The following is an 11,813-nucleotide window of genomic DNA, read 5'->3' on the forward strand; positions in this document are numbered from 1 at the left end:
GGGTCAGCGGCCCAGGGCCGCCGGCAGGGTGGCGGTCCAGGCCCCGCGCAGCTCCTCGAGCGGCACGCTGAACTGGCCGGCGACCTCGAGCGCGTCGCCACCGGTGCGGCCGATCACGACGGCCGGCACGGCGTGGTGCGAGGCGCTCGCCATCAGCGCGTCCACCGCGTCGGCGGGCACCGTGACGACGGCACGGGCCGTCGACTCGGCGAACAGGCCCAGGAACGCGTCACCCTCGAGCTCGACCCGGGCGCCGACGCCGCCGACCATGGCCGCCTCGGCGAGGGCCTGGGCGAGACCGCCGTCGGACAGGTCGTGCGCGCTGGTGATGGTGCCGACCAGGTCGCGCAGCAGCGCGGCGAGGTTCTGCTCGGCGGGCAGGTTGACCGCCGGCGGCCGGCCGCCGAGGTGGCCGTGGACGACGTGGGCCCACTCCGAGCCGGACAGCTCCTCGTGGGTGCTGCCGAGCTGGACGATCACCTCGTCCGCGGCCCGGAACACCGACGGGGTACGGCGACGTACGTCGTCGATCACGCCGAGCACCGCCACGACCGGGGTCGGCAGGATCGCCGTCTCGCCGGTCTGGTTGTAGAGGCTGACGTTGCCGCCGGTGACCGGGACGCCGAGCTCGAGGCAGGCGTCCTTGAGGCCACGGCAGGCCTCGGCGAACTGCCACATGACGTCCGGGTCCTCCGGCGAGCCGAAGTTGAGGCAGTCGGACACGGCGAGCGGGGTCGCGCCGCCCGTCGCCACGTTGCGGTAGGCCTCGGAGAGGGCGAGCTGCGCGCCGGCGTACGGGTCCAGCTTGGCGAAGCGGCCGTTGCAGTCGGTGGCGATGGAGACGCCGAGGTGGGTCTCCTCGTCGATGCGGACCATGCCGGAGTCCGACGGCTGGGCCAGGACCGTGTTGCCCTGGACGTAGCGGTCGTACTGGTCGGTGATCCAGGACTTGTCGCACAGGTTCGGACTGGCCACCAGCTGCAGGAGCGTGGCGCGCAGCTCGTCACCGGTCGACGGGCGCGGGAGCGTCTCGGCACCGTCGTCCTGGAGCGCGTCCTGCCAGTCGGGGCGTGCGAAGGGGCGCTGGTAGACGGGGCCGTCGTGCGCCACCGTGGCGGGAGGTACGTCGACGACGGTCTCGCCGTGCCAGGTGATCTCCAGCCGCCCGGTGTCGGTGACCTCACCGATCGCGACGGCCTCGACGTCCCACTTCTCGCAGATCTCCATGAACCGGTCGAGGTGGGCGGGCTCGACGACCGCCATCATCCGCTCCTGGCTCTCGCTCATCAGGATCTCCTCCGGCGAGAGCGTGGAGTCGCGCAGCGGGACGCGGTCGAGCTCGCAGCGCATGCCGCCGTCGCCGGCGGAGGCGAGCTCGGTGGTGGCGCAGGAGAGGCCGGCACCGCCGAGGTCCTGGATGCCGTTGACGACCTTCGCGGCGAAGAGCTCGAGCGTGCACTCGATGAGCAGCTTCTCCATGAAGGGATCGCCGACCTGCACGCTCGGGCGCTTGGCCGGACCGTCGGCGTCGAAGGTCTCGGAGGCGAGCACGGAGACGCCGCCGATGCCGTCGCCGCCGGTGCGGGCGCCGTACAGGACGACGAGGTTGCCCTTGCCGGTGGCGTTGGCGAGGTGGAGGTCCTCGTGGCGCATGACGCCGATGCAGCCCGCGTTGACGAGCGGGTTGCCGAGGTAGGTCGCATCGAAGACGGCCTCGCCGCCGATGTTGGGCAGGCCGAGGCAGTTGCCGTAGCCGCCGACGCCGGCCACGATCCCGGGCAGCACGCGGTGGGTGTCGTCCTCGTCGAGCGGGCCGAAGCGCAGCGGGTCGACGACGGCGACCGGACGCGCGCCCATCGCGATGATGTCGCGGACGATGCCACCCACGCCGGTGGCCGCACCCTGGTAGGGCTCGACGTAGGACGGGTGGTTGTGGCTCTCCACCTTGAAGCTGACCGCGTAGCCCTGACCGATGTCGATGACGCCGGCGTTCTCGCCGATGCCGGCGAGCATCGGGCCGCGGACCGTCTCCTGGGGAATCTCGGAGAACTGCTTGAGGTGGACCTTGGAGCTCTTGTAGGAGCAGTGCTCGGACCACATCACCGAGTACATCGCCAGCTCCGAGCTGGTCGGACGGCGCCCGAGGATCTCCTTGATCCGGGCGTACTCGTCGGCCTTGAGCCCCAGCTCCGCCCAGGGCTGCTCCCGGTCGGGGTCACCGGCCGCGACGGCCACGGTGTCGAGGGTGGGTCGGATGGTGTCTACGGACGTCTCGGCCACCCCCGGATCCTATCGGTGACCGGGGGTGGCGCCTGCAACGGCGTGGGTGCTGGTCAGGTGCCGAGCGCGCCGTTGGTGATCTGGCCGATCACATCGCTGTTGAGGTGGTCGAGCAGCGTGTTGCCGTAGTCGACGACCGTGCCGATCGGGTCGAGGCGGTAGCCGCCGTCCACCTTGTCCATCACCACGGTGATGTCGTGGAAGCCGAGCAGGCCGAAGGCGGGTACGTCGCTCATGCAGCCGCGACTGCTGTCGGAGTAGCCCTGCGGGTCGACCGAGCTGCCCGCGAAGCAGCCGCCACCGTCGATGGTGGCCTCGAACGTGCCCGTCTCGCCGTTCTCGTCGGTCGCCGAGCCCTTGATGCTGGCGTGCTGGATGGCGGCGCGCACCTTGCCGTCGCCGATGTCCTCGGTCTGGACCTGGACGTCGGAGACCGTGACGTTCGCGCTGGAGGAGTGCCGGTTCAGCGCGTCCTGCATCCACGCGGTGTAGGGCAGCATCGGCTTGACCAGCGCGGGGTCGAAGTTGGCGAGCAGCGTCGACACGTCGCGGGAGTTGATCGCGTCGGCCAGCTTGCTGAAGGTCCCCTCGGGCGTGCTGGACACGATCGAGGTGGGCGGGTTGTCGGCGGCCTTCCAGTCCAGCGATGCGGCGGGGTCGCCGGATCCGGCGTACACCTGCGAGTAGCCCTGGTAGAGGCCGGTGCCGATCAGGGTGACGTACCAGCGGCCGTCGACCTTCTCGGTGATGACCGTCGGGTCGACGTCGGCCTGGTCGGCCAGCTCGGTGAGGCTGCCGGTGCGGGTCTCGGCCGGGAGGTAGGCACCCAGCGAGGCCAGCCGCGACGCGAGCTTGGAGGGGTCCCAGCTCGCGGTGTAGCTGCCGCCGGTGACGGTGACCCGGGCGAAGCCGCCGTCGAAGTCGTCGGTCTTCACCTGGACGTCGCTCACCTTGACGCTGACCGCGTCGGTGAGGCCGTTGCCGTTGCTGACGTTCTCCGCGCGCAGCTTGGTGCGCAGCTTCTGCGCCAGGTCGGTGATCCCGTTCACCTCGGCCGGGGCGACGACGTCGAGCAGCGCCACCGGGTCCTGCGACGCGATCGCGGAGACCGCCTTGGTGACGGCGTCCTCCGGGGAGGACGCGCCGCCCGAGGAGCGCAGCACCGACCACACGACCAGGCCGCCCGCGACAAGCGCGAGCACGATCGAGGCGGCCACGCCGAGCAGCACGAGCCGGCGACGGTTCGCCGGGGCGCTCGGGGCGCCGGAGGGCGCGGCGTACGCCGGTGCGCCGTACGCCGGTGCGCCGTAGGGGGCGGCCGGCGGCGCCATGGGCGGCGGCATCGTGGGCGGCGTCTGCATCGTCGGCGGGGCCGGCGGGGCCGGTGGCGGCGGAGGGGTCGCTGCGGCGGCGTACGGCGTACCGCACGTCCGGCAGAACCGATCGGCCGCGTCGCCCTGCTGCGCGCCGCAATTACTGCACTGGACCATGAGCTCTCTCCCCGATGTCAGCGCGTCCCCCGACGCGAACGATGCACACCCTAGCCACGTCGACGACCTCGCCGACCGCGCCACACACGATCCCGACCAGCGACAGCCACGCAGCGGGACCCAGCCGGTCGGGCCAGGCCGACAGCCGGTCCAGCAGCAGGCAGATGGCGACCGTCGCGACCACCCCGACGACCATCCGCGGCACCCGCACCCACCAGGACGGCCACCAGGCCAGGGCCAGGACCAGGGCCCCGCACAGCGCGGGGATCATCGTCAGCCATGCGGCCGAGGCGGGCACCGACGGGACGGCGCCGTCCCGGATCAGGCCGGCCGCGTCGAGCAGCGACGAGTGCGACAGCAGGCCGTGGGAGGTCCACGGCACCGTGATCGCGACCAGCCACAGCACGGCCGCCCCAGCACGCAGCAGTGCTGTGGCGGCCGATGCCGGGTGGATCCTCATCCGGTCACTGCTGGCCCGGGTAGCTCTGCCCCGGGTAGCTCTGGCCGGGGTAGGTCGGAGCCGGCGGCTGGTGCCCGGCCGCGTTGAGCTGCGCCATCGAGATCACCGCGCCGTAGGTGCGGCGGACGGCGGTCGGGACGGTCAGGGCGCCGAGGACGAGCAGCGGGGCGAACAGCGCCACGAACATCTCCGGCATCGCCATCGGGGTGAGCGACGACGTGGCGAGGGCGAAGTGGTCGGCGGTCGAGGTGACGATCGCGAGCACGAAGCCGAGGAAGAACCAGCCGCCCGCGAGCGCCACGGGGAGGACCTTCTGCTGCGCGAAGCGCTGCGCGAACAGCCCGGTCAGGCCCGCGACCACCGTCACGACGGCGAGCAGGACCATGCAGGCGATCCAGGTGCCGTTGACGTGGCTCTCGCCCTTGTTGGCCTTGGTGATCGCGTACACGACCGTGTTGTGCACCAGCAGCAGCGCGCCCACCCCGGCGGCGAAGAAGCCGGCGGTCGACGCGACCCGCACCCACCAGGCGGCGCGCTGCTCGAGGGTCTGGTCGGCGGCCTGCCAGCGACCGGCCAGCAGGGCGACGGCGGCACCGACGAGCAGGACGCCCGCACCGACCCCGGCCAGCCCGATGTAGCCGAAGATGATGACGTCCCCGCCGGGCCAGCTGAGCTTCTCGCCCCCGAGCGAGACGAACGTCGGCACCTCGGAGCCGTTGAAGGCGCTGGCGAGCGAGTCCTTGAAGAAGGCCGCGAACTCGTACGCCGCGACAGCGGCGGCCGCGACGGGCGCCCACACCGACCCGCCGCGGATCGACGCGGCGGCGGGCACCAGCAGCGGCACCACGGTGACGACCGCGAGCAACGCGGTCAGGGCCTTGCCCCAGCCCTCGACGCTCCCGAAGTAGCTCGAGTCGTCGGCGGTGAAGATGCGGATGATGTTCACGACGACGGTGATGACGATCGCGGCGGCGGCGACGGCGTACAGGACTCTCTCGGCGGTGCGGACCCCGCGGTACAGGCCGGGGAGGTCGTCGAAGGTGCGGGGCACCAGGACCAGCAGCGCGGCGACCAGCAGCATCACCGCGCCGGCGCCGATGCCGCCCTTCTCGTCGTCGGTGACGTGGATGCACTCGAAGAGGACCACGCAGAAGATCGACACGGCGGCGGGCACCACGGTCGCCAGCTTGATCAGCAGCGACACCTGACGGGTCAGCCCAGGCACGGCCCGGCTCGCACCGAGGTAGGGAACACCGAGCCCGAAGATCGCGATGACCAGGGACAGGATCGCCCACCAGCGGTCGTGGACGTCGTTCCAGCCGCTGTCGGACGAGCTGGCGAAGTCCCACGGGAGGGCCAGCGAGGTCAGCAGCAGCACCAGGGCCAACACGTCCAGCACCACGTCGCGCAGCGTGACGCCGGCGAACGGGTTGCCGGCCGGGCTCGCCGCCGGCGGGGCGATCGGCGGGGCCGGGAAGCCGGCGGGGGCGCCGTAGGGGGCCGGTGCCGGCGGGGCCGGGGGCACCGGCGGGGCCGGCGGCTGGGGCGCGGCGGGCGGGGCGACGTACGTCGGGGCAGCCGGAGGCGGCGTCGGAGCAGCGGGCGTCGGAGCAGCGGGCGTCGGCGCGGGAGCGCCGCAGGTGCCGCAGAAGGGGCCCTGCACCGGGGCTCCGCACTGTCCACAGAATGTCTGAGTCACGAGGGGACTCTAACCATCCGCGACCCTCGTGAACCTCAAGTCCCGAGGGCACCAGCCGAATCTCCTGCCACAGGGCGCCGGGAGCGCCGGATTTCTCGGTGGATGCGAACTACATCGATGTAGTTATCCGCGCCCGCTGTTACTGATGTGAAAGTTGTGGTTATCGTGGCTGGCCGCTTCCCCGACGTACTGGAGCCTTCCATGCTCGCCCGACGCTCACCGGTCCTCCGTGCGAGCCTGACGACCCTGACCGCACTGCTCGTCCTCGCCGCCCTGCTCGCGAGCCCGCTGGCGACTCGGCGCGGCGAGCCGACGCCGCTGCGGCTGAGCGCCACCACGGGCAACCCCGTGACGCCCGGCGACTTCCGCGGCTACGGCTTCGACCAGTGCTCGGCGCCGGCGCAGGCGGCCATGAGCGCCTGGATGCAGAGCTCGCCGTTCCTCGCGGTCGGCATCTACATCTCCGGCAACTCACGGGCCTGCCGCAGCCAGCCGAACCTGACCACCGGCTGGGTGCGCACCCAGCTCGCGGCCGGGTGGAAGCTGCTGCCGATCACGCTCGGCCCGCAGGCCTCGTGCAACCCGCGCTACCCGCGCTACTCCGCGGCGGTCGACCCGACCATCTCGCCCAACCCCGGCGCCGAGGGCCTCTACGGCCCGGCGCGCACCCAGGGCCGCGCCGAGGCGGCGAAGACCGCCGACGCCGCCTCCGCGCTGGGCATCGCCGCCGGCAGCACGCTGTGGTACGACCTCGAGTCCTTCGACACCAGCAAGACGGCATGCCGCGAGTCGGCGCTGTCCTTCCTCAGCGCCTACACCGACGCGCTGCACCGGCACGGCTACGTCTCCGGCGTCTACTCCAGCGCCGGGTCGGGCATCGCGATGCTCGACCAGGTGCGGGCGAACCGGCCGACGGCGTACACGCTGCCGGACGCGATCTGGATCGCGCGGTGGGACGAGCAGGCGAACACCTCGACGACGTACATCTCGAACACGGGGTGGAACCCGCACCGCCGCGTGAAGCAGTACCAGGGCGGGCACGACGAGACCTGGGGCGGCGTGCGGATCAACATCGACCGCGACTACCTCGACCTCGGGCGGGGCGCCTACGCGCCGGTGCAGCGGCCCTGTGGCGGCATCAGCCTGGACCTGACCAGCTGGCCGACCCTGGACCCGGCCAGCGCGACGGCGAAGTACCCCGCGCAGGTCAAGGTGCTGCAGTGCATGCTGCGGGCGCGGAAGTACTACACCGGCAGCGTCGACGGTCGCTACACGCCCGCCACCATCACCGCGCTGCACCACTGGAAGGCCGACCACGGCTTCGGCACCAGCGACCACGGCCGGCTGACTCGGCGGGTGTGGGTCGCGTTCCTGGCCGCCGGGACGACACCGACGCTCAAGGTCGGCTCCGCCGGTCTCGACGTACGGCGCCTGCAGCGGACCCTCGACGCGGCGTACCCGCTGCGGCAGCTGCCGATCACCGGCATCTACGGATCCGGCACCCAGGCGGTCGTGAAGACCTACCAGTCCGACCGGGGGCTCAAGCCGACCGGCATCCTCACGGCGGCGGCCTGGGTGCTGCTGATCAAGGGGCAGGCGTGAGAACGCCGTCGGCCAGGACCTCGAGCAGGGGCCGGACCGCGGCGGTGGAGAGCTCGGACTGATCGGCGATCGTCGCCACGCCGCCGACGAGCCGGGAGAGCTGGATCTCGTCGACGTCGGGGCGCAGCGCGCCGGCCGCCGCGAGGTGCTCGAGGACCCGGCGGTTGGAGTTCACCAGCGCCTGGCACTTGGTGCGGATCGGTGAGTCCTCGTTGCCGATCGCAGAGGTGAGCTTCGCGGGGCCGCCCTTGTGGGCGGAGATGAGCTCGACGTAGGTCTCGAACCAGTTGAGCAGCAGGTCGCGCGGCGCGCCCTCGTGGGCGATCGCCTTGTCGGTGGCGTCGTCGACCCTGTCGACCCACGCCCGCATCATCGCGTCGATGAGCGCGTCGCGGCTCGGGAAGTGCCGGTAGAGCGTGCCGGGACCGACGCCGGCGCGCTTGGCGATCTCGTCGAGCGGGGCGTCGTACCCCTTCTCCTTGAAGACCTCGCGCGCGGCCTCGACGATCCGGTCGTAGTTGCGCTGGGCGTCGGCGCGCATCGTCGTACCTCTTCTCCTGCGAAAGCCACTTGCAAAACGGAGACAGTCTCCGTATCGTTCCTACTGAACCGGAGATTACCTCCACTTCTTCGGATCCGGTTAACCGGAGTGACTCTCCACCAACTGTACGACGGCCCACCCGGCCAGAAAAGAGACGGCTACCCGCATGTCTGCCACCCTCAGCGCCTCCTCCCGGCGCTCGCCAGCGGCCACCGCCGCGGCCCCTGACACCACACCCACCGAGACCGGCGGCGGTCTCGGCCTGGGCATCTTCCTCGTCCTCCTCGCCCAGCTGATGCTGGTGCTCGACGCGACCGTCGTGAACGTCGCCCTCCCCCACATCTCCACCGACCTCGACTTCAGCCCGGCCGGGCTGTCGTGGGTGCTCAGCGGCTACACGCTCGCCTTCGGCGGGCTGCTCCTGCTCGGCGGACGGCTCGGCGACGTCTTCGGGCGCCGGCGGCTGTTCCGCATCGGCCTGGCGACCTTCACCATCGCCTCGGCCCTCGGCGGCCTCGCCCCCACCGCGGCCGTCCTGGTCGTGGCCCGCGGGCTGCAGGGCGTCGGCGCGGCGCTCGCGGCGCCGTCGGTGCTCGCCCTGCTCACCACCAGCGCACCCAACGAGTCCGCGCGCAACCGCGCGCTGGCCGCGTTCACGGCCGTCTCCTCGGGTGGCGGCGCCCTCGGGCTGATCCTCGGCGGGCTGCTCACCGATGCCGTGTCGTGGCGCTGGACGCTGTTCATCAACGTGCCGATCGGCATCGTGGTGCTCAGCCTCGTCGGCCGCTACGTCGGCGAGACCGACCGCCGGCACGGCCGGTTCGACATCGTCGGCGCGATCGCGTCCACCGGTGCGGCCGTGTCGGTGGTCTGGGCGCTCATCGGGGCACCCGAGCACGGCTGGGGCTCGGCCCGCACCGTCGGAGGCCTGGTCCTGGGCGCGGTGCTGTTCGTCGTGCTCGCCGTCACCGAGACCCGCGTCGCCCACCCGCTGCTGCGGCCCGGGCTGCTGCGCAACCGGCGGCGGGTGGCGGCCCTGCTCGCCATGGCCGGCATGTACGGCGCCATGCTCTCGATGTTCTTCGTGATGGTGCAGTTCCTCGAGGACGGCCTCGGCTACAGCCCGCTGCGCACCGGCCTGGCGTTCCTGCCGATGCCGCTGTCGATCTTCGTGCTCTCGCGGGTCACCCCCCGCCTGGTGGCCCGGTTCGGGCAGGTGCCGTGGATCGTCTTCGGCACGCTCGGCATCACCATCGCCTTCACCCGGCTGGCGTTCCTGCCGGACGGCTCGGGCTACTGGGGCGGCGCGTTCCCGTCGATCATGCTGCTCGGCCTCTCGGCCGGCATCACCTTCATGCCGATCACCTCGCTGGTCCTGCTGGGCGTCGAGCCCGAGCACGCCGGCGCGGCCTCAGGCCTGCTGCAGACCATGCAGCAGCTCGGTGGGTCGGTCGGCCTGGCGGTCATCGCGTCGACGTACGCCGCGCACCAGGTGGCGACCAACTTCCTGATCGGCGCCCGCTACGGTTTCGGCGCGGCCGCGATCATCGGGGGGCTGGCGTTCCTGGCCGCGCTCACGTTGCTGGCACGGCGGCCGGTGGTCGCCGTCGCCTGAACGAGCCGTCGCACCTGACGAACGAGTTGGTTCTCCGCGGAGAACCCAACGCGTTCGTCAGGTGCGATGCTGCTTGTCAGGCGAACGCGCGCTCGACCAGCGAGGTGAAGAAGCCCAGGCCGTCGGTGCCGGAGCCGGTGAGCTCCTCGACCGCGTGCTCGGGGTGCGGCATCAGGCCGACCACGTTGCCACGGTCGTTGGTGATGCCGGCGATGTCGTTGAGCGAGCCGTTCGGGTTCATCTCGAGGTAGCGCGCGACGACGCGCCCCTCGCCCTCGAGCCGGGCGAGCGTGTCGGCGTCGGCGACGAAGCCGCCCTCGCCGTTCTTGAGCACGATGCGGATCTCCTGGTCCTGGGCGTACGCCGAGGTCCAGGCCGTCCGGTTGTTCTCCACCCGCAGCAGCTGGTCGCGGCAGACGAACTTGCGGTGGTCGTTGCGGATCAGCGCACCCGGCAGCAGGTGCGACTCGCAGAGGATCTGGAAGCCGTTGCAGATGCCGAGCACCGGCATGCCCTGCTCGGCCGCCGCGATCACCTCGGTCATGACCGGCGCGAACCGGGAGATGGCGCCGCAGCGGAGGTAGTCGCCGTACGAGAAGCCACCGGGGAGGATGACCGCGTCGACGCCCTTGAGGTCGTGGTCGCCGTGCCACAGCGCGACCGCCTCGTTGCCGCCGATGCGGACCGCCCGCTGCGCGTCGACGTCGTCGAGCGTGCCCGGGAAGGTGACGACGCCGATCCTCACTGCTCGACGCTCACGGTGTAGTTCTCGATCACCGTGTTGGCCAGGAAGGTCTCGGCGAGCTTGTCGACCTCGGCGAGCACCGCGTCGGTGACCTCCGCGACCTCGAGCTCGAACCGCTTGCCCTGGCGGACATCGGTGACGCCGTCGAATCCGAGCCGAGGGAGGGCGCCGAGGACGGCCTTCCCCTGCGGGTCCAGGATCTCCGGCTTGGGCATGACGCTCACAACGACTCGGGCCACGGCGTACATCCTAGGAAAGCGATAGCGTGCGGCCACCATCGAGGCCCACATGGAGGACCCAATGAGCAGCAGCGACGAGTTCCGCGCCGAGGTCGAGGTCGCCGCAACCCCGGCGAAGGTGTGGTCGGTCCTGACCGACACGAAGGCACTCGCCGCGGCGAGCCCCGAGGTGATGGGCATGACTCCGCTGCGGCGCGGCGGGTTCCGCAAGGGCCAGCAGTACATCGGCTGGAACCGCCGCAAGGCCATCATCTGGCCCACCCGCAACGTCGTCGTCGAGTACGAGCCGGAGCGGCTCCTGGCCTGGGACACCAAGACGAGCGGCTCGCGGTGGATCTACGAGCTCTCGCCGAGCGGGACCGGCACCCGGCTGGTCCAGCGGCGCCCCGTCGCCAAGCCGGCTGCGGCGTGGGTGCGGCTGTTCGGGCAGCTCTTCCTGGGCGGCTGGGAGGACCACGCCGATGAGCTCGAGGCGGGCATGCTGACCTCGCTGCAGCGACTCAAGGCGATCATCGAGGCCTGATCGCCCGCCCCGGGGGCAGACTGGAGGCATGAGCAACCCACGCGTCCAGTCCGCCCTGGCCACGGCCCGCTTCAAGCTGGAGTTCCCGCAGTCGCTGGCGACGTACGACGACTACGCGGCGGCCCAGCGCACCGTCGACTTCCTGTCCGACGAGGGGTTCCCGGTCGAGAACTGCATGATCGTCGGCACCGACCTCAAGCAGCTGGAGCGGATCACCGGCCGGCTCACCACCGGCCGGGTCGCCGCCGCGGGCGCGCTCTCGGGGCTGTGGTTCGGGCTGTTCGTCGGGGTCCTGTTCTCGTTCTTCGGCACCGGCAGCGCGATCGCCGCGGTGGTGACCACGATGATCTTCGGCCTGCTCTTCGGCCTGATCTGGTCGCTCGTGGGCTACGCGGCGACCCGGGGCCAGCGGGACTTCTCCTCGGTCACCCAGGTCGTCGCGACCCGGTACGAGGTGCTGGTCGAGCACAAGGTGGCGGCCTCGGCGCGGGAGCTGCTGGCGAAGCTGCCCGGGGCCCTGCCGAACCCCTTCGCCTGACCTGCCGAGGCGTCACCTCTGCACCACCCAGGCGTCAGATGTGCACCCTCGAAGTGTCACATCTGCCCATCTCGCGGGTGC

Annotated in this window: 11 protein-coding genes; 4 read left to right on the top strand and 7 right to left on the bottom strand. The window is 71.6% G+C overall.

Going from position 1 to position 11,813, the window contains the following annotated elements; translation table 11 throughout:
* Positions 1 to 3: 3 nt before the first annotated feature.
* Genes purL through ACYU8V_RS21975 form a run of 4 tightly spaced genes read right to left on the bottom strand, consistent with a single transcriptional unit; the run spans position 4 to position 5,929 of the window.
* Positions 4 to 2,280 carry a phosphoribosylformylglycinamidine synthase subunit PurL gene (purL, locus tag ACYU8V_RS21960; RefSeq protein WP_460850369.1) on the bottom strand — a complete coding sequence of 759 codons (2,277 nt, stop codon included), beginning with the start codon at positions 2,278 to 2,280 and terminating at the stop codon, positions 4 to 6.
* Positions 2,281 to 2,333: 53 nt separating this feature from the next.
* Entirely contained in the window at positions 2,334 to 3,770 is a 1,437-nt protein-coding gene (locus tag ACYU8V_RS21965; protein ID WP_460850370.1) for a hypothetical protein, read from the bottom strand.
* Complete coding sequence (locus ACYU8V_RS21970; RefSeq protein ID WP_460850371.1) at positions 3,754 to 4,230, bottom strand: hypothetical protein; 477 nt, start codon at positions 4,228 to 4,230, stop codon at positions 3,754 to 3,756. The genes ACYU8V_RS21965 and ACYU8V_RS21970 overlap by 17 nt, the downstream gene beginning before the upstream one ends.
* A 4-nt stretch (positions 4,231 to 4,234) precedes the next feature.
* A complete protein-coding gene (locus ACYU8V_RS21975) occupies positions 4,235 to 5,929 on the bottom strand; it encodes a DUF7937 domain-containing protein (RefSeq protein WP_460850372.1) in 1,695 nt (564 codons plus the stop codon).
* A gap of 201 nt (positions 5,930 to 6,130) precedes the next feature.
* On the opposite strand from ACYU8V_RS21975, the gene ACYU8V_RS21980 reads away from it, so the two are divergent.
* Positions 6,131 to 7,531 carry a glycoside hydrolase domain-containing protein gene (locus tag ACYU8V_RS21980; protein WP_460850373.1) on the top strand — a complete coding sequence of 467 codons (1,401 nt, stop codon included), beginning with the start codon at positions 6,131 to 6,133 and terminating at the stop codon, positions 7,529 to 7,531.
* Here the strand turns inward: ACYU8V_RS21980 and ACYU8V_RS21985 are convergent.
* Positions 7,515 to 8,072, bottom strand: a complete 558-nt coding sequence (locus ACYU8V_RS21985; RefSeq protein WP_460850374.1) for a TetR/AcrR family transcriptional regulator — start codon at positions 8,070 to 8,072, stop codon at positions 7,515 to 7,517. The genes ACYU8V_RS21980 and ACYU8V_RS21985 overlap by 17 nt on opposite strands.
* A 166-nt stretch (positions 8,073 to 8,238) precedes the next feature.
* Between ACYU8V_RS21985 and ACYU8V_RS21990 the strand changes: the two genes are divergently transcribed.
* The gene (locus tag ACYU8V_RS21990; RefSeq protein WP_460850375.1) at positions 8,239 to 9,687 is read left to right on the top strand and encodes an MFS transporter; all 1,449 of its coding nucleotides are present in this window, start codon (positions 8,239 to 8,241) and stop codon (positions 9,685 to 9,687) included.
* Positions 9,688 to 9,763: 76 nt separating this feature from the next.
* Here ACYU8V_RS21990 and purQ read toward each other — a convergent pair whose 3' ends face one another.
* Positions 9,764 to 10,432, bottom strand: a complete 669-nt coding sequence (gene purQ, locus ACYU8V_RS21995) for a phosphoribosylformylglycinamidine synthase subunit PurQ (RefSeq protein WP_460850376.1) — start codon at positions 10,430 to 10,432, stop codon at positions 9,764 to 9,766.
* Positions 10,429 to 10,671 carry a phosphoribosylformylglycinamidine synthase subunit PurS gene (purS, locus tag ACYU8V_RS22000; RefSeq protein WP_460850377.1) on the bottom strand — a complete coding sequence of 81 codons (243 nt, stop codon included), beginning with the start codon at positions 10,669 to 10,671 and terminating at the stop codon, positions 10,429 to 10,431. Before purS ends, purQ begins: the two co-directional genes overlap by 4 nt.
* Before the next feature lie 61 nt (positions 10,672 to 10,732).
* Between purS and ACYU8V_RS22005 the strand changes: the two genes are divergently transcribed.
* Together ACYU8V_RS22005 and ACYU8V_RS22010 are read left to right on the top strand one after the other, a co-directional pair.
* Positions 10,733 to 11,194, top strand: coding sequence for an SRPBCC family protein (locus ACYU8V_RS22005; RefSeq protein WP_460850378.1), 462 nt, complete (start codon positions 10,733 to 10,735; stop codon positions 11,192 to 11,194).
* A 28-nt stretch (positions 11,195 to 11,222) separates the two neighbouring features.
* The gene (locus ACYU8V_RS22010; RefSeq protein ID WP_460850379.1) at positions 11,223 to 11,732 is read left to right on the top strand and encodes a YflT domain-containing protein; all 510 of its coding nucleotides are present in this window, start codon (positions 11,223 to 11,225) and stop codon (positions 11,730 to 11,732) included.
* The last annotated feature ends 81 nt before the right edge of the window (positions 11,733 to 11,813 follow it).

It is taken from the genome of Nocardioides ultimimeridianus (genome assembly GCF_054777895.1).

Bases quoted from the DNA above. Each gene is read 5' to 3' on its own strand.
- ACYU8V_RS22005 (WP_460850378.1), top strand. From the start codon at position 10,733: ATGAGCAGCAGCGACGAGTTCCGCGCCGAGGTCGAGGTCGCCGCAACC.
- ACYU8V_RS21990 (WP_460850375.1), top strand. From the start codon at position 8,239: ATGTCTGCCACCCTCAGCGCCTCCTCCCGGCGCTCGCCAGCGGCCACC.
- ACYU8V_RS21965 (WP_460850370.1), bottom strand. From the start codon at position 3,770: ATGGTCCAGTGCAGTAATTGCGGCGCGCAGCAGGGCGACGCGGCCGAT.
- ACYU8V_RS22010 (WP_460850379.1), top strand. From the start codon at position 11,223: ATGAGCAACCCACGCGTCCAGTCCGCCCTGGCCACGGCCCGCTTCAAG.
- ACYU8V_RS21980 (WP_460850373.1), top strand. From the start codon at position 6,131: ATGCTCGCCCGACGCTCACCGGTCCTCCGTGCGAGCCTGACGACCCTG.
- ACYU8V_RS21985 (WP_460850374.1), bottom strand. From the start codon at position 8,072: ATGCGCGCCGACGCCCAGCGCAACTACGACCGGATCGTCGAGGCCGCG.
- ACYU8V_RS21970 (WP_460850371.1), bottom strand. From the start codon at position 4,230: ATGAGGATCCACCCGGCATCGGCCGCCACAGCACTGCTGCGTGCTGGG.